The sequence below is a fragment of the Hyphomicrobium sp. 99 genome (assembly GCF_000384335.2).
Lineage (GTDB): Bacteria > Pseudomonadota > Alphaproteobacteria > Rhizobiales > Hyphomicrobiaceae > Hyphomicrobium_B.
Genome location: NZ_KQ031382.1, coordinates 2,303,416 through 2,327,439 on the forward strand (window position 1 = coordinate 2,303,416; position 24,024 = coordinate 2,327,439).

Annotated in this window: 24 protein-coding genes; 16 read left to right on the forward strand and 8 right to left on the reverse strand. The window is 60.6% G+C overall.

Annotation, left to right across the window (positions count from 1 at the left end):
- Positions 1-21: 21 nt before the first annotated feature.
- Complete coding sequence (locus G359_RS11080; protein WP_045836182.1) at positions 22-900, reverse strand: lysophospholipid acyltransferase family protein; 879 nt, start codon at positions 898-900, stop codon at positions 22-24.
- Between the two features lie 67 nt (positions 901-967).
- Positions 968-2,233: an FAD-dependent monooxygenase gene (locus G359_RS11085; protein ID WP_045836183.1), complete on the reverse strand. Its 1,266-nt coding sequence runs from the start codon at positions 2,231-2,233 to the stop codon at positions 968-970.
- Between the two features lie 235 nt (positions 2,234-2,468).
- Between G359_RS11085 and G359_RS11090 the strand changes: the two genes are divergently transcribed.
- The 7 genes from G359_RS11090 (at position 2,469) to G359_RS11125 (ending at position 7,406) form a co-directional block, all read left to right on the forward strand.
- Positions 2,469-3,821 (forward strand): porin, encoded by a 1,353-nt coding sequence (locus G359_RS11090; protein WP_045836184.1) that lies wholly within the window; start codon positions 2,469-2,471, stop codon positions 3,819-3,821.
- Positions 3,822-4,088: 267 nt separating this feature from the next.
- Positions 4,089-4,436: a hypothetical protein gene (locus G359_RS11095; RefSeq protein ID WP_245279990.1), complete on the forward strand. Its 348-nt coding sequence runs from the start codon at positions 4,089-4,091 to the stop codon at positions 4,434-4,436.
- A gap of 176 nt (positions 4,437-4,612) precedes the next feature.
- Positions 4,613-4,936 carry an FtsB family cell division protein gene (locus tag G359_RS11100; RefSeq protein WP_045836186.1) on the forward strand — a complete coding sequence of 108 codons (324 nt, stop codon included), beginning with the start codon at positions 4,613-4,615 and terminating at the stop codon, positions 4,934-4,936.
- A gap of 139 nt (positions 4,937-5,075) precedes the next feature.
- Positions 5,076-5,405 (forward strand): DUF5076 domain-containing protein, encoded by a 330-nt coding sequence (locus tag G359_RS11105; RefSeq protein ID WP_045836187.1) that lies wholly within the window; start codon positions 5,076-5,078, stop codon positions 5,403-5,405.
- 231 nt (positions 5,406-5,636) lie between these two features.
- Positions 5,637-6,020: a hypothetical protein gene (locus tag G359_RS11110; RefSeq protein ID WP_045836188.1), complete on the forward strand. Its 384-nt coding sequence runs from the start codon at positions 5,637-5,639 to the stop codon at positions 6,018-6,020.
- 566 nt (positions 6,021-6,586) lie between these two features.
- Entirely contained in the window at positions 6,587-6,841 is a 255-nt protein-coding gene (locus G359_RS11120; RefSeq protein WP_045836190.1) for a GlsB/YeaQ/YmgE family stress response membrane protein, read from the forward strand.
- 94 nt (positions 6,842-6,935) lie between these two features.
- Entirely contained in the window at positions 6,936-7,406 is a 471-nt protein-coding gene (locus tag G359_RS11125; RefSeq protein WP_045836191.1) for a type II toxin-antitoxin system RatA family toxin, read from the forward strand.
- Here the strand turns inward: G359_RS11125 and G359_RS11130 are convergent.
- From G359_RS11130 to G359_RS11150, 5 genes are all read right to left on the reverse strand, one after another.
- Complete coding sequence (locus tag G359_RS11130; RefSeq protein ID WP_245279991.1) at positions 7,403-8,194, reverse strand: pentapeptide repeat-containing protein; 792 nt, start codon at positions 8,192-8,194, stop codon at positions 7,403-7,405. The two genes, G359_RS11125 and G359_RS11130, sit on opposite strands and share 4 nt — an antisense overlap.
- Positions 8,195-8,250: 56 nt before the next feature.
- Positions 8,251-8,742 carry a CinA family protein gene (locus tag G359_RS11135; RefSeq protein WP_045836193.1) on the reverse strand — a complete coding sequence of 164 codons (492 nt, stop codon included), beginning with the start codon at positions 8,740-8,742 and terminating at the stop codon, positions 8,251-8,253.
- A 101-nt stretch (positions 8,743-8,843) separates the two neighbouring features.
- Positions 8,844-9,233 (reverse strand): MarR family winged helix-turn-helix transcriptional regulator, encoded by a 390-nt coding sequence (locus G359_RS11140; protein ID WP_245279992.1) that lies wholly within the window; start codon positions 9,231-9,233, stop codon positions 8,844-8,846.
- 252 nt (positions 9,234-9,485) lie between these two features.
- Positions 9,486-10,106 carry a cation efflux transmembrane domain-containing protein gene (locus G359_RS11145; RefSeq protein ID WP_045836195.1) on the reverse strand — a complete coding sequence of 207 codons (621 nt, stop codon included), beginning with the start codon at positions 10,104-10,106 and terminating at the stop codon, positions 9,486-9,488.
- Positions 10,103-11,290 carry a bifunctional 2-C-methyl-D-erythritol 4-phosphate cytidylyltransferase/2-C-methyl-D-erythritol 2,4-cyclodiphosphate synthase gene (locus G359_RS11150; RefSeq protein ID WP_045837905.1) on the reverse strand — a complete coding sequence of 396 codons (1,188 nt, stop codon included), beginning with the start codon at positions 11,288-11,290 and terminating at the stop codon, positions 10,103-10,105. Before G359_RS11150 ends, G359_RS11145 begins: the two co-directional genes overlap by 4 nt.
- A gap of 278 nt (positions 11,291-11,568) precedes the next feature.
- Between G359_RS11150 and dusB the strand changes: the two genes are divergently transcribed.
- The 9 genes from dusB (at position 11,569) to G359_RS11195 (ending at position 23,143) form a co-directional block, all read left to right on the forward strand.
- Positions 11,569-12,555 carry a tRNA dihydrouridine synthase DusB gene (dusB, locus tag G359_RS11155; protein ID WP_045836196.1) on the forward strand — a complete coding sequence of 329 codons (987 nt, stop codon included), beginning with the start codon at positions 11,569-11,571 and terminating at the stop codon, positions 12,553-12,555.
- Positions 12,552-13,721: a two-component system sensor histidine kinase NtrB gene (locus G359_RS11160; RefSeq protein WP_045836197.1), complete on the forward strand. Its 1,170-nt coding sequence runs from the start codon at positions 12,552-12,554 to the stop codon at positions 13,719-13,721. The genes dusB and G359_RS11160 overlap by 4 nt, the downstream gene beginning before the upstream one ends.
- The gene (ntrC, locus tag G359_RS11165) at positions 13,721-15,166 is read left to right on the forward strand and encodes a nitrogen regulation protein NR(I) (RefSeq protein ID WP_045836198.1); all 1,446 of its coding nucleotides are present in this window, start codon (positions 13,721-13,723) and stop codon (positions 15,164-15,166) included. The genes G359_RS11160 and ntrC overlap by 1 nt, the downstream gene beginning before the upstream one ends.
- Before the next feature lie 260 nt (positions 15,167-15,426).
- The gene (locus tag G359_RS11170; RefSeq protein WP_082072898.1) at positions 15,427-17,751 is read left to right on the forward strand and encodes a sensor histidine kinase NtrY-like; all 2,325 of its coding nucleotides are present in this window, start codon (positions 15,427-15,429) and stop codon (positions 17,749-17,751) included.
- A 32-nt stretch (positions 17,752-17,783) separates the two neighbouring features.
- Complete coding sequence (locus G359_RS11175; protein ID WP_045836199.1) at positions 17,784-19,184, forward strand: nitrogen assimilation response regulator NtrX; 1,401 nt, start codon at positions 17,784-17,786, stop codon at positions 19,182-19,184.
- Positions 19,185-19,196: 12 nt separating this feature from the next.
- On the forward strand, positions 19,197-20,057 hold the full coding sequence (locus tag G359_RS11180; RefSeq protein WP_045836200.1) for a D-amino-acid transaminase: 861 nt from the start codon (positions 19,197-19,199) through the stop codon (positions 20,055-20,057).
- Between the two features lie 185 nt (positions 20,058-20,242).
- The gene (gene hfq / locus G359_RS11185) at positions 20,243-20,491 is read left to right on the forward strand and encodes an RNA chaperone Hfq (RefSeq protein ID WP_045836201.1); all 249 of its coding nucleotides are present in this window, start codon (positions 20,243-20,245) and stop codon (positions 20,489-20,491) included.
- A 65-nt stretch (positions 20,492-20,556) separates the two neighbouring features.
- On the forward strand, positions 20,557-21,906 hold the full coding sequence (gene hflX, locus G359_RS11190; RefSeq protein ID WP_045837907.1) for a GTPase HflX: 1,350 nt from the start codon (positions 20,557-20,559) through the stop codon (positions 21,904-21,906).
- Between the two features lie 10 nt (positions 21,907-21,916).
- Complete coding sequence (locus G359_RS11195; RefSeq protein ID WP_045836202.1) at positions 21,917-23,143, forward strand: FAD-dependent oxidoreductase; 1,227 nt, start codon at positions 21,917-21,919, stop codon at positions 23,141-23,143.
- On the opposite strand, the gene mazG is transcribed toward G359_RS11195, so the two are convergent.
- A complete protein-coding gene (mazG, locus tag G359_RS11200) occupies positions 23,140-24,024 on the reverse strand; it encodes a nucleoside triphosphate pyrophosphohydrolase (protein WP_045836203.1) in 885 nt (294 codons plus the stop codon). The two genes, G359_RS11195 and mazG, sit on opposite strands and share 4 nt — an antisense overlap.

The following is a 24,024-nucleotide window of genomic DNA, read 5'->3' on the forward strand; positions in this document are numbered from 1 at the left end:
CCGCAACCAGGGACTTCGGCCTCAACTCCAGCGACGGTTCGACCACATCCATTGTTCTGGGTATTCTCTCACCCAGGCTTCGAATTGACGGGTCATCTCAGCCGTCGCCCATTTGACGTCTTCGCCCTGGTTGGCAGTGCGCGGTACACGAAGTTCTTTCAATTCGATCTCGAAGCGGCTGTCCCGGCCTATTCGGCGGCAACGCGCCATCCAAATCCGCGCCCCGACGCGGCGCGCAATCATCGCCGGAATGCTGACCGTCCGGGCGTCTTTGCCGAAAAACGGGACGGGGAGGCCGGTCTTGTCGAAGAGATCGCAGACGACGCCAAGACGGCCTCCGTTGCGAACATAATCCATAATGACCCGCGCCGTCTTCTGGCTCTCGCCATGATCGCCTTCGACTCTTCCGCGGCCGAAAAGGCCGCCGGGATAGAGGTCGCGCCGCTGATGGCGAATGTACTTGTCGATGTAGGGGTTGTTGACCGACCGGTAGACGCAGGCGGGATTGGCCCCTGCTATCGTGAGCGGCCAGATGGCCAGCTCCCAGTTCCCCATGTGCAGCGAAGCGCCGACAATCGGACCGAGCTTGCTGGCATAGCGATTGAAGACTTCAGGGTTCTTTATGGTGAGACGCGACGGCTCGGCGATGATCTGGTCGATGCGCATCGTCTCGGCCATGACGCGTCCGAGATTCTCCCAATGTTCGAGCGCAATCGCTTCGCGTTCCTTGTCGGATTTCTCCGGGAAAGCGATCTTCAGGTTATCGAGCGCTCGATTATGGCGTTTCGGATTGATCTTGGGCGCCAATCGTCGCCAGCACCAGGCCGAGAAATGCGTCGCAGCATCGAGTGGTACCGAGCGCACAACCCCGGCAATGCCGCGGAGGAGCCAATATTCCATCCTGAACTGCAAATCGCGCAGTCGTGAAATCTCTGCGGTGGACAGTGCCCGACCCTCATTTTGGCGATTAATTCCCGAGGTCATGCCCCTCGGATGAGGCCCCCGTCAAGCTGCGACCAACCGTTTCCCCCGTTCGGCTCGGAGCCATCATTTTGGGCGTGGAGGCCGATGGCATGAAGCCCTCGCGCATGATCTGAACTCTGAGGGCAGGGCTGGTTGCCAGCGCAAATAGGCCAAGCCCGCGCACAAGCCCGATGCCCGGCAGATTGGTGAAAAGGGATCGGTTCAACAGATCGACCGCAAAAACGCGCGTCGAAATGTCTGTTCGCCTCGCATTTTCATAACGGGCGAGCGTAGCGTCGCCGCCAATATCGGAGCCATCGTGTTTCGCGCCAGCTGCAACTTCGGCCACGGTCGCAGCATCACGGAAGCTGAGATTAAGGCCCTGCGCGCCGATCGGCGGAATGACGTGGGCGGCCTCGCCGACGAGCACAACCCTGTTCTTCCCAAGCGTGCGCGCCGTTTGCCCCGAAAGCCGGAAAGACTGCCGCGGCGAGAAGCCCGAAAGCGTTCCCAAATGCCCCTTCAATTCGGAGTTCAGCGCTTGGCCGAAAGCCTTATCGTCCAGCGCGAGCAATCTCGCCGCTTCGTCTGGAGTATCAACCCAGACAAGATGCGAAACGCCGTCCTTTCCGGGAACGACCGTCAACGGCCCAGCGCGCCGATGCAACTCAGTCGAAATCCCACGATGCGGGCGCTGGTGCTCAAAGGTCGTCACGATCGCAGACTGCGGATACGACCACGTTGAAACATCGATGCCGGCGAACTGCCGCGCCGAAGAATTGCGCCCGTCCGCGGCCACGACGAGCCGCGCCCGGATTTCGTGGCCAGCCCCGTCCGACAGCGCGATATGATCACCTCGCGGCTCGAACCGCCTCACACCTTCGCAGATGACCCGGCTCAACCGGCCGCGGCTCATGCCCTCGAGCACACGTGTCAGGGCGGCATTCGGGACATTGTAGCCAAACGCCGCGATCCCGACCTCGCTCGCCCTGAAAAGCACCTCCGGCGCGGCGAGCCACCTGCCGCTCCCATCTACAATGCGGATGCCGGAAATCGGCGCGGATTGCTCAACTAATTCCGGCCACACGCCGACGGCCTTCAAGAGATCGATCGACCCGCCGAAGAGCGCGGATGTGCGTGCATCCGTTGAACCGGAGGGAGGTCCGATGACGGCTGTCCGAAGCCCGGAGGCCGCGCACGACAAACCTGTAATCAGCCCGGCGGGTCCCGCGCCTACGACAGCGATGTCAAAAATGTCTTGTCCGGCCATGCGTTAGCCCCTGCGAGTGTGGTCATTGAAACACAGAAATGGACCAAAGGGCAGTCGTTGCAGAGAAGCAACGCGTTTGCCGTCGGAGTGTCACGCATCTGTTAAATTGGCGTGGTTAGCAGACGCGTAAGTTGCTCACGAGGAAAAATATCTCAGGGGCACAAGGCGAAAAATCGCCCGGCGCGAAGGGGATTGCGCGCCGTGAAGTTTGGGGTCTGTAAACAGAGGGGCACCGATGAAGTCGGTATTCAAATCGTCTAGTAGCCGTTTGGCGTTGATGGCAGCCTTCGGGTTGGCACTTGGATTCACACCCGCTGCGGCGGCTGATTTGGGCGGCAACTGCTGCGCAGATCTCGAAGAGCGCGTCGCTGAGCTGGAAGCCACGACCGCCCGCAAGGGCAACCGCAAGGTTTCGCTGACGGTCTCGGGCTGGGTCAACGAGGCGGTGTTCGCCTGGGACGACGGCAGCGAGCGTAACGCCTATGTCGGCACGAACTCGCTCGAGCAGTCACGCGTTAAGTTCACCGGCGAAGCTCAGATCGCCCCCGGCTACTCGGCAGGTTACACGCTCGAAATCGGCCTTCAGGGCCATCCGTCGAACCAGTGGAACCAGAACGGTCCCAGCAGCCCGAGCACAACAGCGACGTCGCAGGACAACGCCCTCATCGTTCGCAAGAGCAACTGGTGGCTGAAGAGCAAAGACTACGGCAAGGTCACCGTCGGCCTCGAAGGTACCGCGCTCTATCACTTGCTCGACGACGCTGATGGCGCCAACACGCGTAACTTCTCCGACGCACAGGCGGCCGCAGTTGCACAAAGCGGTTTCTTCCTTCGTAGCGGCGGCGACTCGGTCAACAGCCTGAAGTGGAGCGACGTCCTCCGCGGCGTAGACAACGGCACGGACGGCCAGGACGGCCGCCGCAATATCGTTCGCTACGACTCGCCGACGATCGCCGGCTTCACAGCGACGGCTTCTTGGGGTGAAGACGACCTCTGGGCCGTGGCGTTGACCTACAAGAACACCATCGGAGACTTCAACCTGCTCGGCAAAGTCGGTTACGGCAAGAACTCCGACGAAAGCACTTCTAAGTGCTCGACCTCCGGCAACGTATACAACGGCGTCACTCTCGGTGGCCAGGATTGCGAACTGTTCGGCGCAGCGGGCACGATCATGCACGTCCCGACGGGCTTGTATGTTTACGGTGGTTTCGCACAAAACCACGACAATGCCGAAGCCAAAATTGCCGGCGCTGATCCCACGGACACCATGTGGTTCATTCAGGGCGGTATCGAGCAGAAGTGGCTTCCGCTCGGCAAGACCACGGTGTTCGGTGAATACCGTCACGATGACGGCGGCTCGAACCTCGACAAGAAGTTTGTCCCAGGCAACATCGGCACGACGTCGTTCGTGCACGACAGCAGCCTTAACTTCGTGGGCGCTGGCGTTGTTCAGAACATCGAACCCGCCGCGATGGATCTCTACGTGATCTACCGCCATGCTGACGGCGATGTGACAAACGCAGCCAACGAAACCGCTAAGCTCGACGCCTTCGACATGGTCATCATGGGCGCCATGCTGAGATTCTGATTGCTTACCTCCCGTCTGCGTCAGAGTACTGGGGCTGCCTTCGGGCAGCCCCTTTTTGTTGAGTCCCGCGAGGTCGAAATGGGGCAATTGCGCGGCAGCCGGGAACGCGGCGAAATGTGTGGCGTTCCGGCAACATGGCTGCGGTACAACAGCGACGATAAGAAACGGTCATTCTCCAGTTAACGGAGGACTAACGCCATTGAAGTTCTGCTATCTACCGCGCAACATTGAAATATGTGCGTGCTTTCGAGGCATGGCGGGGTAGACGTGAGACGATTGATACTGGTGACTGGCATGCTGGCGGCGGTCGCTGCTGCGGCGAGCACCAATGTGTTCTCGATGGAAGAGCAGCGCGGGGCAATCCCCGGCGGCGTCTCCGTGCCCGACGCTCCGAAGGCGCAGGAACAGGATCCTTCGAGTCCTCCCAAGAGCGAGGGAACCGAAATCCGAATCCCCGGCCTCGGGAAAATAGGCACATTGCCGAAGATGGATTTCGGCCTCGATCTCCTCTATGGCGCTGCCGAGGACAACAACAAAGTGTCTGACCCTTCAGATCCGAATTCGGAGGATCAGAAGGACTTGATGATTCACGGATCGGTGAAGCATCGCTTCTAGGTTTTCAGCGCTTCCCACGCGTTTGAGCCGTTGCGGCTTCTAATCGGTCTGCGTTGGGCGCGAGTAAGCCGCCACCTGGCTTTGCTCTGATGTGATCCAGGGTTTACCCGCTTTTAATGCGCCGCTTCGTATATCCTCGTGTCGCCCTTTCTCACAGGCACCGAAGCGTGCGGTATTTGAGCCCCACAACAAACAGCCCGAACCGAGCGCGGCGGCTTCTTAAGCAGCTTGCGGTGACGTTGGCCTGTGTCGCGTTGACGGCATACTTCGCCTACCACATCCGTTACGGACGGCATGGCCTCGAGGCCCGCGCGCAACTCATCGAGCGGGCCGCGTTAGTCGACTTCGAGGTCAAAGGCCTCGAAAGCGTCCGCACGAAACTCCGCCACGACGTTGCGCTGCTTTCGCCCGAAATCCCGAACGCCGACATCGTGGAAGAGACAGCCCGCGACATGCTCGGCTACGTGCGCACCGACGATAAAATCATTATCGCCCAATAAGCACCGTAGTTTATTGTTATAAGCGCTTGGCGGCTCGCCGCGATGAGCGCGCGCCCGAGGGGCTAATCGCCGCTTGAGCAACAGGCTGAGACTGGCTAGTCCAATAGATGCGTTTGGTGCATCGAGGAGTCCGTTGAACATGTCAGACCTGCAAGATGCGGACGACCTCCTTGAGCTCGAAATTCCGGAAGAAGTGCCGGAAGCGGAACAGGCCGTCGAGCTTATCAGAGCCTGGGTGGCCGACGGCGCGCTCGTCGTAACGCTCAACGGCGAGGCCTTTGGCCCTCGATTGGAAGAATGGGGCAGACTGCTCGCGCAGATCGGCCAACACGTCGCGCGTTCGGCGTCGATGAATGGAGAAGCCGGCGAACAGCGATTGATTGCGGCGGTTCGTAAAGGCTTCGACGAAGCATTTCCGAAGAACGATTTGGCCGCCTACAGCAGAACCCGCAAGCGCGTGACCCACTAACGCTGCACCCGCCGCGACGCGTGCCGTTGATCAACGTGAGACCAACGCCAGTTGGTTCTGTTGCCCGAATACGCCAGACATCGGCTGTCCACACCTTCCGCTGCTCTTCCCGTCGTTTCCGCAACTTTGGCGGGGATGACTGAGGGTCGCCGCCTTGCGCCCTGCGCAGTCTGATCGCTAAGCAGAGATCCGTGCGCGTCGAGTTGTGGGTGGCAACTCCTGGGGGTTTCGATGAGAAAAGTACATATTGGCAAGATCGGTTTTGTCGTCGTGGCGACGGCTCTGACGTGCGGCTGCGCGAACTCTGGTTTTGATCTTTCGACCGCGTCGGTTGTCACGCCGGAAAAGCAAGTCGCAAAAGCTGATCCTGTCTGCGCTTCGCTCGCCAGCCAGATCAATACCCTGAAGGCCGACGGCACGATCGACAAGCTCGAGAAGGTAGCCGACGGCAAGGGCGGCAAGGTTGTTTCAGTGAAGCGCACGGCTTTGCAGAAGCAGGCCGAGCTCAATAAGGCCTATGGCGAGTTCCAGACGAAGTGCGGCGCAGGTATTCCGAGCCAGGTCGCAGCCCAACAGCCAGCAAAAGCTCCGGCAGCGACCCCAGCCGCGAACTAACTTATCCGGGCTTTGACGAGATGAATGTCCTCGCGCGCTGCTTTGGCGCGTCGAGGTGCGGCCATTTTGAAATCGCTATTGCCGCAGTGCCACAGGAAGGCCACGGGGGATTGCGAAGGCTCCCTGGCTGTGATCTCTGCGACGTCAGACGAAACCTTGTTTCGGAATCCTCTTCGTAAATTCAAGCTGAGTGGGACGAATAATGCGGGGTTGTTTAGCTGTTGCTCTTGTAATCGCCTTCTCCGGGGCGCTGCAGGGATGTGGCGGCGCTGCTGGAAACAACAATGGCGATCCGGGAGCGAAGCCTCTTCCTCCGGGTGAGTCGTGCGGTTCGATTCGTGGCGAACTCAATCGCCTGGATTCAAAGGGCGTTCCCGCCCAGGTCGAACGTGCAAGCGGCGGCGGCAAGCTCACGCCTGCCCAGCGCGCCGACGTTGATAAGTACAACGACCTGTTAAACCAGTATCTGGGTGCTCGCTGCCACGTTTGAGGCGGCGCATTTGAAGAAGCGGCAGTGGCCGGTTCCTCACGCTGCTGTCCAGTAGTGGAATGCCTTGGAGCGAAATATGGACGCCCAAACGCGCGAACTGATCGTCTTTGCGATCATCGGAATTATCGCCGGCTTTCTCGCTTCTCTCGTCGTGGGGGGTGATGGCCTGATCCGATACCTGATCACCGGCCTCACCGGCGCGTTTGTCGGCGGTTATCTGTTCAGGGCGCTGGGCATCAATCTCGGGATCAGAAACGCATTCCTCTCGGAAGTGATCACCGCCGCGATTGGCGCGATCATCGTTGTCCTGCTCGCGCGTCTCATCGCTTAGCCCCGAGCGGCCCCATCGGGTGCGCTCGCACGGTGCGGCCGCTTGAAGCATATGCTTTTCGCAGAGCTGCCAGCCGTGCCATAAGACCGGCGCCATGCCATCCTTCTCCACTCAGCAACACGTCCGCTTTTCGGCAGAGCAAATGTTCGCGCTCGTCGCCGACATCGAGAAATATCCCGAGTTCCTTCCGCTGTGCACCGGCCTGACGGTTCTGTCACGCCAGCAAACCACGGCCGGAGAGGAACTGACCGCGCGCATGAGCATCGGCTACAAATCGATCGCCGAAAGCTTCACGACACGCGTCGTCATCGATACGCCCGACCGGCGCATCGATGTCAGCTACCTCGACGGCCCCTTCAAGCGCCTCGAAAACCGCTGGAAGTTCTTGGACGATCCATCCGGATCGATGGTGGATTTTTACATCGACTACGAGTTTCGCTCGAAACTGCTCGGCGCTCTCATGGGCGCGATGTTCGATCAGGCGTTTAGACGTTTTACGCAAGCATTCGAAGAACGCGCGGCGCAAGTTTACGCAACGGCTCCCCCGAAGACCGCCGAGATTTAGCGGACGCTCTTCGCGGAGTTTTTAGCAAGCCCCAGACCCTTGAGCCTGTCCAGCCCCTTGGCATCGCGAAGCTTGGCGCCGGAGAGATCGGCGCCGTGAACGTCCGCGTCGGTGAGGTCGGCGCCCGTCAAATCCGCGTTCGTCAAGTCAGCACCCGACAAATCCGCGCCCGAGAGATCCGCCCCGCGCAGGATGACGTCACGCATGACCGCGCCTTTGAGCTGAGCAAAACTCAACTGGACGCGCCCCATGTCAGCGCGCGTGAGGATCGCGCCCACGAGCTTGGCGCTCGTAAAATCGGTTCGCCATATATGCTCGATGAACCCCGTCGTGTAGGTCGGCGCACAATGGGAATCGGTGAGATCGGCTCCGGTGAGATCCGAACCCGCGAAGGTTCCAAAAAATCGCGCGCCGCGGAGCGACGCGGCCTTGAGGCTTGGCGCTTCGACCGGCATCGGTGCCAGGGTGGAGAACGTCGACGGGCGCATCAGGCTCGCGTTGTCGAGGCGGGCGCCATCGAGTTTCGCACCCACGAGCGTGACGCGGTCGAGGTTCGCGCCTGTCAGGTTGGTTTTGGAAAGGTTGGCTCCGGAGAGGTCGGCTCCGAACAGGTTGGATTGACTGAGATCAGCCTCTTTGAAGTCGAGGCCGGAAAGATCGAGCCGCGTCAAATCCCGTTTGTTGAGGGATGGATGGCTGCCCGGCGCAGCGCGGAAGACGAGAACCGAGACATCCCGTGCCGACATATCAGCCGCGACGGAGGAGCCCGATCCCACCGCGATTGTCATTCCGAACATCGCCAGGAGGCCGGCGCCGCGAATTGAAACCGAAGATCTCGCCCGTCTCATCCGGCAGCCTCTTGAAGCATTCTCAGAGCAGCCCGGAGGCTCGCGAGCCGGACTTCATCCCGCCCGATCTCCCCAAAAGTATGACGTTCCACCCGCGGTGCATCGTAGACGGAAGCGATCCCGATATAAACGAGGCCCACAGGCTTCTGGGGACTGCCACCGCCCGGACCCGCAATGCCCGTGACCGAAACGGCGAGATCAACACCGGTCGTGCGAACGACGCCATCGGCCATGGCATGGGCAACAGCTTCGCTTACCGCGCCATGATGCTCGATCAGTTCGGCATCGACGCCGATCATGCCCGACTTGGCACCATTGGCGTAGGTCACGAACCCGCCGAAAAAGACGTCGGACGAGCCGGCAACGGCCGTTATCGCGCTGGAGACCAGTCCGCCTGTGCAGCTTTCAGCCGTCGCCAGCAAACGGCGCCGGGCTCTCAAAGTGTCAATTAACCGGCTTGCGTCTTCGAGAACATCAGCAGGAAACACGGGGGAGCCTCACGCCGAAAAGAAAGCGGGGAGCGCTTCAGATGAAGCACTCCCCGGCAAGGCTATCTAGAGAGAGAAGAATGTGCAAACGGCTTGGCTGATCAAGCCGCGGCCAGGACTTCGGCGTGTGACAGTAGGCTATCGAGCACCGTCCGGCTGTCGGAACCCATGGCCCCGACAGTTCGCTTCTGGGCGTCTTGCCAAATCGGGTAGGCATCCTTCAGAACGGCCTGGCCTTTGGGCGTAAGGTGCAAGCCGCGTCCACGCCGTCCGGCGGGAGGATCCATGATGATATGGCCGAGCGCTAACAGTCGCTTCAAGTTGCGAGAGAGAGTCGACTTTTCAATATCGAGTTCGTGTCCGATCTCGACGGCCGTGATTCCGTCGCGAGAAGCCAGCTGCGCGAGCAAGGTATACTGGCTCGCGGTGATGCCGAGTGGGCGCAAGGCATCATCATAGACTCTCGTGACGATACGCGAGAGCTGACGCACACGGGTCGCCAGGCACATTTCTGACTGTGCCTCAGCTATCGTGCTGATGGAGTCATCAACTGGCTGGCGTTCTAGATTTTGGGGCATGATGTTCATATCGGCTCCCGTATGAGCACTCTCGTGGGTCGTGGCAATACAACCACTTGCCTGTTTGATGCCGCGATTCTGCCTTGATGGTCAACGACCAAAGCCATTGCAAAGCAGCATCAATTCGTTCCGAAGTTCGAATTGACAGCGGATGCAACTCAAGTGTCACGGTTTCGCCGAAACGTGTTCATTTCGCGCGGCTTGGTAGACTTCGAGGGCCGCGCCGGCGTTGAGCGCCGCTATGGAAAGACCAACGATGAGATCGGGCCACTGAGATGAAGTGGCCGCCGTCGCGAGCCCGGCAAACACGATCGCGACATTCGCCGCCACGTCATTCCGCGCCGACAGGAATGCTGCTCGGGTCAGGCTTCCGCCTGTCGTTCGAAACGGTGCGAGCAATCGCGCGCACATGAGATTGACTGCGAACGCACCAAGCCCGGTGAGGCTGAGCGGCAGGGCTTCGGGAACGCGGCCGTCGGAAAAGTTTTGCCAAGCAGTCCAGAGTGTCGCCAAGCCCGGAACGAGAATAATCACTGCGAGGAGCATTCCGAGCTTGGCGCGACGGAGAGGGCTGAAGCCCAAACCGGCGAGAATCAGCAGATTGATCGCGGCGTCTTCCAGGAAGTCGACGCTGTCGGCAAAGAGTGAAACGGAGCCGATCGCGAGTGCCACCGCAAACTCGACACCGAAATATCCGAGGTTGAGCAAGGCGACGTTGCGAACCGTCGTTCGCAGCGCGAGGTTCGATGCGATGTCCTCAAACTTCGAATGGGACGCTTCGCTCATTTGCTGTCCGCGGGCACGAACACCGTCGCCGTCGCCATAGCGGCAATGCCTTCACGGCGTCCGACGAATCCCATCGTTTCCATCGTCGTGGCTTTGATACCGACGCGGTTGGCCGGAAGGCCTAAGACCTCGCCGATCAGCGCCTGCATCGCCGGCCGGTGAGGGCCGACACGCGGAGCTTCAGCGAGCACCGTAATATCGACATTGCCTATTTGCCCGCCGATTTCACGGATGCGGCGCGCGGCGTCCTCCAGAAACAGTCGCGACGCTGCGCCTTTCCATTTGGGATCGGAAGGAGGGAAGTGCTGGCCGATGTCTCCATCGCCGATAGCGCCAAGCAGAGCATCCGTCAGCGCGTGCAGAACGACGTCGGCATCCGAGTGACCTTCCAATTTATGTGTGTGCGGAATTTTTACGCCGCCGAGCCAGACATGATCGCCTTCGCAGAAGCGATGAACGTCAAATCCCGTGCCGGTGCGAGGTTCGCGCGCGCTTGTCATTTGCCGGTCGGCCAATTCGAGATCCTCTGCCGTTGTGATTTTGATGTTCCCGGTCGAATCCTCGACGACGGCAACCTTGAGCCCAGCCCATTCCGCGATTGCGGCGTCGTCGGTGAACGTATCCAAACCCTTATCAGCCGCGGCGCGGTGGGCATCGATGATCGGCGCGAATAGAAAACCCTGGGGCGTCTGTGCCCGCCATAGTCCGGCACGCGCAACGGTTTCCGTCACGAGGCCGTCACCGTCCGCTCGCTTCAAGGTGTCCGTGACCGGAAGAGCCGCCAATGCGGCGGGCCGCTCACGAAGAGCCGCGATCACGTTCGAGATGGTTTTCGACGAAACGAACGGCCGCGCTGCATCGTGGATCAACACGAGGTCTGGCGCGGAGGAAGCCAAAGCCTCGAGCCCCCGGTGGACTGACGCTTGCCGGCTCGCGCCTCCGATCGCCGCACTTGAAAGCTTGCCGAGCCCGTATCCTTCCGTGGCCTGCTTGTACAATTCAGTGTCGTCTTGATGGATGACGACCTTGATCTCGTCGATCTCGGGATGACCCGCGAAGGCCTCGATCGCCCGGGTGAGGACCGTTCTGCCTCCGATAACCGCATACTGCTTCGGACCTGCTCCCTGAGCTGCAGCAGCGCGCGTTCCCCGACCGGCCGCGACGATCAAAGCGGCAATGCGCAAGATACGATCTCCTTTGAAATGCACTATGATTGAGCCCCGGCTTTCCCTGCCCGCTGCCGAGATCTTTCGCAACACCCTGTCGCCTTTGAGAAGAGCCGGCTGAAACAGCTCCTGCCAATTTCATAACGGCCAGATGCTCAGCCGCGTCAAATCGGCAATTCCCAAACGTCTTGTTCACCCTTGCGAAATGAACGCCTCGCGCCTAGTCTGCCCAAACTCGCGGCACAAATGCGAACTGCACATGGAATAGGCAGTAGGTGGGGACTGGTCTCGTCCACATGTTAGAGAACATAGTAAATGGCGCGCCGCCCGCAGTCTTGGCGCCGATGTCGGGAGTGAGCGATCTGCCCTTCCGCCGGCTTGCCCATAGGCTCGGGGCCAGCCTCGTTGTTTCCGAAATGGTCGCCAGCGAGGAATTGGTCAAATCGCGGTTCGATGTGCTGCGCCGCGTTGAGGGCCGGGATATTACGCCGTTTGTCGTACAACTCGCCGGTCGCGAAGAGCGGTGGATGGCCGAAGGCGCCCGTATCGCCGAAGCCAAGGGCGCGAACATCATCGACATCAATATGGGCTGCCCCGCCAAAGAGGTGACGGGCAAGCTCTCTGGCTCCGCGCTCATGCGCAATCTCGACCACGCCCAGGCGCTCATCAAAGCCGTCATCGGCGCCGTCAAAGTCCCCGTGACGCTGAAGATGCGGCTCGGCTGGGACAACAATACCCAAAATGCTCCGGAGCTGGCGAAGCGGGCGGAAGCGGAAGGCATCAAGCTGATCACCGTGCATGGCCGGACGAGATGTCAGTTCTTCACCGGAACGGCCGATTGGTCCGCCGTGCGCCCCGTCGTTGAAGCAACGTCGCTTCCGGTCCTCGTGAACGGCGATATCCTTGTCCCCGAGCATGCAGCGCTTGCGCTCGAAGCGTCGGGCGCGAGAGGCGTCATGATCGGGCGCGGCGCTTACGGTGCACCTTGGATGCCCGGGCGCATAGCGAACTTCTTATCCTCGGGCCGTGACGCCGGCGACCCTGAACTCAACGCGCAGCGCGATATCGCCCTCGAACATGTCGAAGCAATGTTCGGCCATTACGGCAGGGAACTCGGCGTGCGCAACGCACGAAAGCACATCGGTTGGTACTTGGCGTCGAGCGGCGCCAGCGAAGCGGTCGTCAAGTCTTGGCGGGCCAAGCTATGCACGATGCTCGACCCCGAGCGCGTGCTCGACGGCCTGAAGACGTTTTATTCTTGTCCGGAGTCACGCGCAGCATGAGTAGCAAGTCGGCATCGGTACGCAAATCTGATCGCGCTTCGGCGCCACCGCCTCTCGCCAGAATAGTCGACGGCGAGGATTTATTGAGTGCGCTGCCGCACCCGATACTCGTGATCGCCAACGATCAGACCATTGTTTTCGCCAACGCCGCTGCTGAAGCTTTTTTCTCGATGGGCGCATCCGCGCTGACAAGAAGCCGGATCTCCGACATCGTCGCTTTCGGGTGCCCGTTGCTCGGATTGATCGAGCAGGTGCAGGCCACGAGCTCGACCGTCAATGAATACGGGATCGAGGTCGCGACGCCGCGGTTCTCGGGCGCAAAGCTCGTCGACGTCTATGGCGGTCCATTACCGGAAGAGCCGCGCAACATGTTCGTCATGCTGCAACAGCGCTCGATGGCCCAGATGATCGAGCGGCAGTTGACGCATCGTGCAGCCGCGCGTTCAGTCTCCGGCATGGCGGGCGTCTTGGCCCACGAGATCAAAAATCCTCTGTCCGGCATTCGCGGCGCCGCTCAGTTGCTCGAGCCCGGTCTTTCCGACGACGATCGCGCGCTGACCCAGCTCATCTGTTCCGAAACCGATCGCATCCGTAACCTCGTCGATCGCATGGAAGTGTTCGGCGACGAGCGGCCAATCTCGAAAGACGCAGTCAACATCCACGACGTTCTCAATCATGTTCGACGCATCGCGGAGCATGGGTTCGGCCGCAACGTCCGCTACATTGAAGATTACGATCCCTCGTTGCCGCACGTACTCGGCAACCGCGACAAGCTCGTTCAGGTCTTCCTCAATCTTCTGAAGAACGCTGCGGAAGCCATCGGCGATAAAACCGACACCGGCCGCATCATCATGCAGACGGCGTTCCGGCCCGGCGTCCGCTTATCGCTTCCCGGCTCCGATACGCGCGTGAGCCTCCCTCTGATGATCCAGATCGAGGACAACGGCTGCGGCATCCCCGAGCATCTGAAGCCGCACCTGTTCGACCCCTTCGTCACCACCAAAGCGTCTGGCAGCGGCCTCGGCCTTGCCCTGGTCGCCAAAATCATCGCCGATCACGGCGGCATCATCGAATGTGAAAGTGAACCCAAGCGCACGATCTTCCGCGTGCTGCTTCCCATGCAACGCACGCGGCCTGCTCCGGTGCCGACCACGAGAGAGACTTGATGGCCAGAGGCACAATTCTGATCGCCGACGACGATACGGCTATTCGTACTGTCTTGAACCAGGCACTGGCGCGAGCCGGCTTTGCGCCTCGCGCGACAAGCAACGCGGCGACGCTCTGGCGCTGGGTGAGTCAAGGTGAGGGCGACGTCGTCATCACCGACGTCGTCATGCCCGACGAGAACGCATTCGATCTCATTCCACGCATGAAGAAGCTGCGTCCGGATCTGCCGATCATCGTCATGAGCGCGCAGAACACGCTGATGACAGCGCTGACGGCAGCCGAGAAGGGCGCTTTCGAATATCTTCCGAAACCGTTCGATCTCAACGAAGTGGTGGCAGTGGTTTCGCGTGCTCTCTCGGAGCCCGGCCGCAAACGCCAGACGGTGACGACCGAACGCGAGACCGATGAGTTACCGCTCATCGGCCGCTCGCTGCCCATGCAGGACATTTATCGCGTCCTGGCACGGCTGACGCAGAGCGATCTGACGGTCATGATCAATGGCGAGAGCGGCACGGGCAAGGAACTCGTCGCGCGCGTCCTGCACGACTACGGCAAACGCCGTCACGGTCCGTTCGTCGCGATCAATATGGCGGCGATCCCGCGCGAACTGATCGAGAGCGAACTTTTCGGACATGAAAAGGGAGCCTTCACCGGCGCTCAAACCCGCACACCCGGCCGCTTCGAGCAGGCCGAGGGCGGCACGCTGTTCCTCGACGAGATCGGCGACATGCCGCTCGAAGCGCAGACGCGGCTCCTGCGCGTTCTGCAGCAGGGCGAATATACGACCGTTGGCGGCCGCACGCCGATCAAGACCAACGTCCGCATCATCGCGGCGACGCACCGCGATCTCAAAACGCAGATTCAGCAGGGCCTCTTCCGCGAAGATCTTTTCTATCGCTTGAACGTCGTGCCGATCCGCTTGCCACCGCTGCGCGAGCGCCTCGAAGATATCGGCGATCTCGTCCGCCACTTCCTGAGACAGGCGTCGCGGGAAGGCCTCGGGCAGAAATCGATCGAGACTGCAGCGATCGAACGGCTGAAGTCGCATCCTTGGCCCGGCAACGTCCGCGAACTTGAGAACGTCGTCCGCCGCCTTGTCGCGCTTTACACGCAGGACACGCTGACCGCTCAAATCGTCGAGCAGGAACTTGCGGGTTCAGCGATCGCGCCCCAAGCCGGAGGTGCAGCTGAAAGCGGCGATCTGGGCGAGGCCGTCGAACGATACCTCCAGCGGTATTTCTCGTCGTTCGGAAATGATCTCCCGCCGCCCGGCCTCTACGATCGGGTCATCCGCGATGTCGAGAAGCCGCTGCTCAGCGCGGCGCTCGCCGCGACGAGGGGCAATCAGATTCGTGCGGCGGAGCTTCTCGGGCTCAACCGGAATACGTTGCGGGCGCGAATTCGGGACCTCAACATCCGGGTTTTCCGCACAGTCGAGGGCTGACTTCCAACGCCGACAATCCGACTCTGAATCCCAAAAGTTTTCCACAGCACTTGACCAAAGATGCGTTTGGCGCTTGATGTGCGCCACACCCGTCGCGAAAATGTCACAGTTAGGCTGTTGGTAATCCGCAGCTGTAGCGTTGTCGTCGCTGCTGGCTCGCCCGGAACGGAATACCCCGGTCGGGAAATGCCGTCCTAAGTTTGGACGGGCGGGGCTATTGAGAACGAATTCAGAGCAGTAGTTGGATTGGTCGACAACTGATGAGCGCCAGCAACAGCAATGGCAAAGCCGACACGATCGCTCCGCGCGATAAGGTGCCTGCTGCTGCGCTAGTCGAGGAAGGAGCCACACCGCTCAATCCTTCCGACCGGGCTTTTTGGTTCGGCCTGGGCGTCGTTCTGCTCTCTTTGATCTCCGCCCTCGGGAGTTATCTCATCCTGACGGGCTTGACCGCGATCACGCCGCGCAACGAATACGTCTGGACGGCGCTGACGGTGAATGCCGTCCTCATCGTCGCGATGTTCGGCACGATTGTCTGGCAAGCCTTGGGCCTCCGCAGCGCGTGGAAGCAGAAGGTGCCTGGGGCTCGGCTGCACACACGCATCGTCGCTCTCTTTACGCTGACGGCCGCGCTACCGGCCGTACTGCTCGCCGTCGCCGCAACGACAACCTTCTCACGCTCCCTCGACGGCTGGTTTTCCGGCCGCACGCGCGCCATCGTCGAGAACTCCTACGACGTTGCGAAAGCCTACGTCGACGAGCACAGCCAGATCATCCGGACCGACATCGTCAACATGGTCCGCGATATCAACGGCGAAGTCGCGACCCTAAACGCCGATCCGGATGCGTTTCAAAAGTTTCTCATCGGCCAGGCGGGCTTGCGCGATTTGACGTCGGCCTATGTGATCGACTCCGAAGGCGTGCCGATCGTCCTAGCACTCGACGATCCGAAACTGCCATATGTCGTGCCGCCCCCGGCTGCGATTCAACAAGCGGAATCCGGTCAAGTCGCATTGTCGAGACCGTCGAGCGATTATCGCATTTCCGCAATCGCAAAAATCGACAGCATGCCGGGGCGCTATCTCTACGTCGCGCGCGGCGTCAGTCCGAAAGTCATCAGCCACCTTCAGAGCACCGAGCAGAACGTCTACGAATACACGCGGCTGAGACAGGCCAAGGGCGGCCTCAAGGTCGCGCACGGCCTCATCTACTTCATGATTTCGATGACGTCGCTGCTCGCCGCGATCTGGGTCGGCATGTGGTTCGCAGGCCGGTTCGTCGCGCCGATCCGCCGACTGATCGCAGGTGCGCAAGAGGTCTCGAAAGGCAATCTCGAATTCGCGCTGCCCGAGATCCGCGGCGAAGGCGATCTCCGCCGCCTTTCCCACACATTCAACGTCATGACGCGCGATCTGAAGCAGCAGCAGAGCGCGCTCGTCGCAACGAATGCGCAATTGACGGAGCGGCGGAATTTCATCGAAGCCGTTCTGTCGGGCGTCTCCGCCGGTGTCATCGGTCTCGACAGCGCCGACTGCATTACGCTCATCAGCCGCTCGGCCGAACGTTTGCTCGGCTTCTCGAGCGCAGAGGTCGTCGGCAAGCCATTGAAGGATGTCGTTCCCGAATTCGCGCCCGTGCTGGCCTCCGGCGACGAGCCCGGGCCGAAGAGCAAACAATACGAGATCCAGAAACAGATCGGCGACGAGGAACGCACCTTCGCTGTCAGGATCACCCACGAGAGAGCAGGCGAGGGGGACGTCGGTTCCGTCGTCACGTTCGACGACATTTCCGAACTCGTGCTGGCGCAGCGGACCAGTGCCTGGGCCGACGTGGCGCGGCGCATCGCGCACGAAATCAAAAACCCCCTCACGCCCATACAACTCTCAGCCGAACGGTTACGCAAGAAGTTCGGCAGCCAGATCGGCGAAAACCGCGAGCTGTTCGAAACGCTGACGCAGACAATCGAACGCCAGACCGGCCAGATCAAAAGCATGGTCGACGAGTTCGCTTCGTTCGCCCGCATGCCGCAGCCCGTGATGGCCGATCAGGATCTGAGACTTGCGGTCCAAGAACCCGCAATCCTCTTCCGCGAAGGCAACAAGGATCTCGACTTCAAACTCGCGCTGCCCGATCGCCCGGTGACGGCGCACTTCGATTTGCGGTTGATCTCGCAGGCTGTCACCAATCTCATCAAGAACGCCGCCGAAGCGATTGAATCCTTTGGCGAGGCGCAAGGCCGTCCGCCCGGCTACAAAGGCGAGATCGAAGTGCGGCTCGTCCCATCACCGGATCGCGTCGCGATCGAAGTCATCGACAACGGCATCGGGCTTCCCAAACAAAACCGTGCCAAGCTTCTCGAACCCTATGTTACGACGAGAGCGAAGGGCACGGGCCTTGGTCTCGCGATCGTGCAGAAAGTCGTCGAGCAGCACGGCGGCACCTTGGCCCTCGAGGACGCTCCGGCAAGCGATACGCGAACACGCGGCGCTCTGGTCCGGCTGACACTGCCGATCAAGGCAGGACCGTCCCGAGGCATGTCTTCAGATGAAATTCGCGCCGCAGTCTACGTTGCAGGCAGAGCATGAAATGAAACGCTTAACCCCCCAGGAGCGCAGCAATGTCAGCTGATATATTGATCGTCGATGACGAGGCAGATATCCGGGATTTGATCGCCGGCATTCTCCAGGACGAGGGCCATCGCACGCGCTTGGCTCGCGACAGCGATGAAGCGCTCCGCGCGATCGAAGACCGCAGGCCTCATCTCGTCATCCTCGACATCTGGCTGCAGGGAAGCCGCCTCGACGGGCTCGAAGTTCTGACCGTGATGAAGCGCACCTACCCGGATCTGCCGGTGGTGATCATCTCGGGCCACGGCAACATCGAAACGGCCGTAACCGCCATCAAGCGCGGCGCTTACGACTACATCGAGAAGCCGTTCAAGTCCGATCGCCTCATCCTCGTCGCCTTGCGCGCTCTCGAAGCGTCTCAGTTGAAACGCGAAGTCCGCGAGCTGAAGGAGCGCTCCGTCGTCTCGGCCGACATGATCGGCAAGTCGCCCGCGATCAACCAGCTGAAAAACAACATCGACAAGGCCGGCCCGACGAACAGCCGCATCATGCTCCGCGGCGCTTCGGGAACAGGCAAGGAACTCGCTGCCCGCGTTCTCCATCAGAAATCGCTGCGCGCCGACGGCCCGTTCGTCGTGCTTAATGCTGCAGCCATGGTTCCGGACCGCGTCGAGGACGAACTGTTCGGAACCGAAGACCGCACCGGTGGGCCGCGCAAAGTCGGCGCGCTCGAAGAGGCGCACACCGGAACGCTCTACATCGACGAAGTCGCCGACATGCCGATGGAGACGCAAGGCAAGATCCTGCGCGTGCTCGTCGAGCAGAAGTTTCTGCGCCTCGGTGGATCGCAGAAGGTCTCCGTCGACGTCAGGATCATTTCGTCGACCTCCCGCGACCTCGAACAGGACATCCGCGAAGGACGCTTCCGCGAAGATCTCTACCACCGCCTGAACGTCGTCACGCTGCGTGTGCCGAGTCTCGCCGAGCGCCGCGAAGATATTCCCGAACTCATCCAGTATTTCATCGGTCAGGTCGCCCAGACGTCAGGCCTCGCCCCCCGCCGCATCGGTGAGGACGCGATCGCCGTGCTGCAAGCACACGATTGGCCGGGCAACGTTCGCGAACTCCGCAATAACGTCGAACGACTCTTGATCCTTGCCGGTGGCGAACCGAATGCGGCGATCACCGCCGACATGCTTCCCGACGAAATCGGCTCCAACGTGCCGCTGCCGGTCAACGGCGGCGCCGAACACTTGATGTCGCTTCCGCTCCGCGAGGCGCGTGAAATCTTCGAACGCGAATACCTTCTCGCGCAGATCAACCGGTTCGGTGGCAACATTTCCAGAACCGCCGAGTTCGTCGGCATGGAGCGGTCGGCATTGCATCGTAAGCTTCGCGCCCTCGGCGTTTCATCCGAGCAGCGCAGCGGCGATCTGAGATCGGCGTCGTAGGAGCACGTTCGCTTGACCCGCATCGTTTACGTCAACGGCGCCTACCGGCCGTATTCGCAGGCCGCTATTCATGTCGAGGATCGCGGCTTCCAACTGGCCGACGCGATTTACGAAGTCATTGAAATACGCGACGGCGGGCTGGTCGATGCGTCTCGCCACTTGGCTCGGCTCTCCCGATCGCTCGCAGAACTCGCGATCCCCCCGCCGATGTCCGAGGGCGCACTGCTCCATGTCATAAAAGTCGTGATGGACCGCAATCGCGTGCGCGACGGTATCGTTTATATGCAAGTCTCGCGCGGCGCGGGGCCGCGAGACTTTGCGTTGCCGCCCTCGACGACCGCGCCGACGCTCGTGGTGCTTGCTCGCGCTCACCGGCGCGGATGGTCGGCCGAGCTTGCCGAAAAGGGCATCGCCGTGAAGACGATCCCGGACAACCGGTGGGGCCGTTGCGATATCAAAACGGTGATGCTGCTTCCTGCGGTTCTGGCGAAAGACGAAGCGCGCCGGGCAGGGGCCCGCGAAGCTTGGTTCGTGGACGCCGCGGGCAATGTCACAGAAGGCGCATCGAGCAATGCCTGGATCGTGACACCCGAGGGTATCCTTGTCACACGCCAGCTCGATCACAACATCCTCCCTGGCGTCACCCGGGCAACCGTCATGGACGTTGCCAAAAAGGAGGGAATAAAAATTGAACAGCGGACCTTTAGCCGGGACGAGGCGCTGAAGGCCGGCGAAGCGTTCGTGACGTCCGCGACGAATATCGTCATGCCTGTGGTGAATATAGACGGGGTTGCAATTGGGGATGGGCGGCCGGGAAAGCTTTCCCGCCAACTCCGATTGAGATTTCATCAGGTTGCTGAATTTTCAGCGTGAGGAAGGTGCGAATGTTGCCGCATTGTGCGCGGCAATGGTGGATGTAAAGTGCGGTCGCTTCGGTTACCCACCACATTTCATGGTGACCGCTGCATCGGTGCTCCGTCGTTATCGAACCCGACGGTGCCAGTCGTTTACGAGAAGACGCTTAAACAAGACGTCGAGATAAAAAACGGACAACAAAAATGGCGGCTGAAAAACCTCAGAATCTGCAGGACACTTTTTTAAATTATGTTCGTAAGAATAAAACGCCTCTAACGATCTTCCTCATCAATGGCGTGAAACTCCAAGGCATCGTCAGCTGGTTTGATAATTTCTGCGTTCTCCTGCGCCGCGATGGTCACTCCCAGCTCGTTTACAAGCACGCGATTTCGACGATCATGCCGGGCGGTCCCGTCAATCTCAACGACCAGGATGAAAGCGCCGCAGGTTGACCTCGCGCTCTAAAGACGGGGAAGGCGAAAAGCACGAGGGCGGACGAAACCGCGAGCGGCGGCGCATCTCGAAGGAGACGAGGGCGCCGAGAACGCGAACGCTCGTCGTTGTGCCAGCATTCAAGCGGCAGCAGAAAGCCAAGTCCGCGCCAACGGCGAAGTCTTCCGCACAAGTCCACACGCCTGAAAATCGCCTTGCCGAAGCGGTCGGTCTCGCGAACGCAATTGAACTCGACATCATAGACTCGACGATCGTCCCGATTTCCGAGCCGCGGCCATCGACGTTGCTCGGGTCGGGAAAAGTCGAAGAGATCAAGAACCTCGTCGAGGAGCTTGAGATCGGCCTCGTCGTCGTCGATTACAACATTACGCCGGTGCAGCAGCGAAATCTCGAGAAGGCGTGGAACGCCAAAGTTCTCGATCGCACTGGCCTCATCCTCGAGATATTCGGCGCGCGTGCACGAACACGCGAAGGCGTGCTGCAAGTCGAACTCGCGCATTTGACCTATCAAAAAGGCCGGCTCGTTCGTGCCTGGACCCATTTGGAACGTCAGCGCGGTGGCGGCGGCTTTCTCGGCGGCCCGGGTGAAGCCCAGATCGAACTCGATCGGCGCATGCTGCAAGATCGCATCGACGCGCTCAAACGCGACTTGGCCGATGTCGTGAAAACGCGTGATCTGCATCGCAAGGGACGCCGCAAGGTGCCTTACCCGATCGTCGCGATCGTCGGCTATACGAACGCCGGCAAGTCGACGCTCTTCAATAAGATCACCGGCGCCGGCGTCGTCGCGATGGACCAAGTCTTCGCGACGCTCGACCCCACCATGCGCGAAGTGAAACTTCCGAGCGCGCGCCGCATCATCCTCTCCGATACCGTCGGTTTCATTTCCGATTTGCCGACCATGCTCGTTGCCGCATTCCGCGCGACGCTCGAAGAAGTCGTTGAAGCCGACCTCATTCTTCACGTGCGCGACATCGCCCATGAAGAGACGGAAGCGCAGGCGCAAGACGTCGAGAAGGTGCTGGCGGATCTCGGCATCGATACGCTGCCCGTTGAAAGTCATATTCTCGAAGTCTGGAATAAGATCGATCTTCTGCCTGCGGAACGACGGACTGAGCTACAACACGAAGTGCATCGCAATGCGCGGCCTCCCGTGCTTGTCTCGGCCGCGACAGGCGAGGGCATGGCGCCACTGCTTCACACGATCGACGACCGCCTCGGCGCGTCCGACGAGATTCTGGATGTGATCGTTCCGGGCAGCAATGGTGCGCTTCTCAATTGGCTGCACGAAACGTGCGATGTTCTCGCGAGAGAAGCCCGCAAGGACGGCAGCATCGAATTGCGGCTTCGCGTGCCGAACGAAAAGAAGGCCCGCGTAATCGGACAGCTTCGCAAAGCCGGGATATCGGTCTAAGCTCGTCCGCGTGGATGAACGCGTCAGATGCTGCATAGTGGGCGGCGGACCCGCCGGGATGATGCTGGGAGTGCTTCTGGCACGCGCTGGTGTCCGCGTGACGGTTCTCGAAAAGCATAAGGATTTTCTTCGCGACTTTCGTGGCGATACAATTCATCCGTCAACATTGCGGTTGATGGAGGAACTCGGCTGGCTCGGTGATTTTCTGAAGCTGCCACATCAAGAGACGAAGAGCATCTACGCCCAGTTCGGCGATACGCGCTTCGAGATGGCGAATTTCTCGCATCTCCCGATCTCGACGAAGTTCATCGCTCTGATGCCGCAATGGGACTTCCTGAATTTTCTCGCTGACAAGGGCCGCGCCTATCCGACTTTTCACCTCGAGATGAACGCGGAAGCGACAGGGCTCGTCTTCGACGGTGCTCTCGTAACGGGGGTGAAGGTCAAGACGCCGGCCGGCGATGAAATCATCAATGCCGATCTCGTGGTCGCGGCCGACGGACGCTCGTCGGTCCTCCGAGGCGCCGCTGGCCTCGTCGGCGAAAACTTCGGCGCGCCGATGGACGTCATGTGGTTCCGGCTGCCCAGACTGCCGACTGACACGGAAGAGACGCAGGGCCGGTTCGATACCGGACATATCTTCGTCATGCTTCAGCGCGGAGACTATTGGCAGTGCGCATACGTTATTCCAAAAGGCGGCGATGCGAGAATTCGCGCAGCCGGTCTCGACGCTTTCCGGAAGTCGGTGGGAAAGCTCCTGCCGTTCGCGGCCGCACGCGCGAATGACATTGCCGACTGGGATCACGTCAAACTTCTGACTGTCGTGGTCGATCGACTGAAGACGTGGGCGCGGCCTGGCTTGCTCTGCATCGGTGATGCCGCGCACGCCATGAGCCCCGTGGGCGGTGTCGGTATCAATCTCGCGGTTCAGGACGCCGTTGCCGCCGCCAATCTGCTATGGCAACCACTCAAGAGCGGACTGTTGACGTTTAGGGATCTCGAAGCCGTGCAGGCGCGCAGGGAATTTCCAACGCGCGCGACGCAGCGGTTGCAGCTCGGCATTCAGAATATGGTGATCGCGAAGACGCTTACTGCGACCGGTCCCCTGAAGCCGCCGCTCCTGCTGCGGATCATGACGGGCTTGCCATTCTTCTCGCGTATCCCGGCGCGGCTCCTCGGTCTCGGGTTTCGACCCGAGCACATTTCCGAGGCAATACGAAACGCGAAGGGGGCTTAGCCCTTCTCGATCACTTTCGCCTCGTCCCAAAGCGCATCCATTTCGGCGAGCGAAGATTGCGACGGGGATTTGCCCCGTTCGCCCAGCGCCTTTTCGATGTGAGCAAAACGCCGAACGAACTTATCGTTGGCCGCACGCAGCGCAGCCTCCGGGTCGAGCTTCAGATGCCGCGCGATGTTCGCCATCACAAACAGCATATCCCCGAACTCTTCTTTTATCGCATCTTGGTTCCCGCTCGGCGGCCGGCTCCCCGGAGGGGAGTCGCCGGACGCAACCAAAGCCTCTTCCAGCTCGCCGATTTCTTCCTTCAGCTTCTCGAACACCGGCTGAAGGTTCGGCCAATCGAAACCGACTCTCGCGGCTTTGTCCTGCAACTTGATGGCGCGCGTCAAAGCCGGAAGACCAACCGGAACATCCGCCAACGTCGCGGACTTGTGCGAAGGCGATGAGGCGGTGCCCGGTAAGTGCGAACGCTCCGCAGCTTTCTCGGCCCGCTCCTCCGCCTTGATCTCTTCCCACGTCAATTTGACAGCGGCCGGATCGCGCGCCGCCCCGTCACCGAACACGTGCGGATGCCGCCGGATCATTTTCTTCGTCGAGGACAGGACGACATCGCCGAGCGCGAACGCGCCTTGTTCTTCGGCGATCCGCGAATGATAGACGACCTGCAAAAGAAGATCGCCCAGCTCGTCTTTGAGATCGACGAGATCCTTGCGCGCGATCGCATCGGCAACTTCGTAAGCTTCCTCGATCGTGTAGGGCGCGATCGTCTCGAACGTCTGCTCGAGATCCCAAGGGCAGCCTGTCTTGGGCGTCCGGAGCGCCGCCATGATTTCGACCAGCCGCGAAATATCACGCGAGGGTTTGAGTGTATCCGCCAT

Bases quoted from the DNA above. Each gene is read 5' to 3' on its own strand.
- dusB (WP_045836196.1), top strand. From the start codon at position 11,569: ATGTTAGAGAACATAGTAAATGGCGCGCCGCCCGCAGTCTTGGCGCCG.
- G359_RS11105 (WP_045836187.1), top strand. From the start codon at position 5,076: ATGTCAGACCTGCAAGATGCGGACGACCTCCTTGAGCTCGAAATTCCG.
- G359_RS11145 (WP_045836195.1), bottom strand. From the start codon at position 10,106: ATGAGCGAAGCGTCCCATTCGAAGTTTGAGGACATCGCATCGAACCTC.
- G359_RS11090 (WP_045836184.1), top strand. From the start codon at position 2,469: ATGAAGTCGGTATTCAAATCGTCTAGTAGCCGTTTGGCGTTGATGGCA.
- G359_RS11080 (WP_045836182.1), bottom strand. From the start codon at position 900: ATGGAATATTGGCTCCTCCGCGGCATTGCCGGGGTTGTGCGCTCGGTA.
- ntrC (WP_045836198.1), top strand. From the start codon at position 13,721: ATGGCCAGAGGCACAATTCTGATCGCCGACGACGATACGGCTATTCGT.
- G359_RS11085 (WP_045836183.1), bottom strand. From the start codon at position 2,233: ATGGCCGGACAAGACATTTTTGACATCGCTGTCGTAGGCGCGGGACCC.
- G359_RS11160 (WP_045836197.1), top strand. From the start codon at position 12,552: ATGAGTAGCAAGTCGGCATCGGTACGCAAATCTGATCGCGCTTCGGCG.
- G359_RS11175 (WP_045836199.1), top strand. From the start codon at position 17,784: ATGTCAGCTGATATATTGATCGTCGATGACGAGGCAGATATCCGGGAT.
- G359_RS11125 (WP_045836191.1), top strand. From the start codon at position 6,936: ATGCCATCCTTCTCCACTCAGCAACACGTCCGCTTTTCGGCAGAGCAA.
- hfq (WP_045836201.1), top strand. From the start codon at position 20,243: ATGGCGGCTGAAAAACCTCAGAATCTGCAGGACACTTTTTTAAATTAT.
- G359_RS11130 (WP_245279991.1), bottom strand. From the start codon at position 8,194: ATGACAATCGCGGTGGGATCGGGCTCCTCCGTCGCGGCTGATATGTCG.
- mazG (WP_045836203.1), bottom strand. From the start codon at position 24,024: ATGGCGGATACACTCAAACCCTCGCGTGATATTTCGCGGCTGGTCGAA.
- G359_RS11170 (WP_082072898.1), top strand. From the start codon at position 15,427: ATGAGCGCCAGCAACAGCAATGGCAAAGCCGACACGATCGCTCCGCGC.
- G359_RS11110 (WP_045836188.1), top strand. From the start codon at position 5,637: ATGAGAAAAGTACATATTGGCAAGATCGGTTTTGTCGTCGTGGCGACG.
- G359_RS11120 (WP_045836190.1), top strand. From the start codon at position 6,587: ATGGACGCCCAAACGCGCGAACTGATCGTCTTTGCGATCATCGGAATT.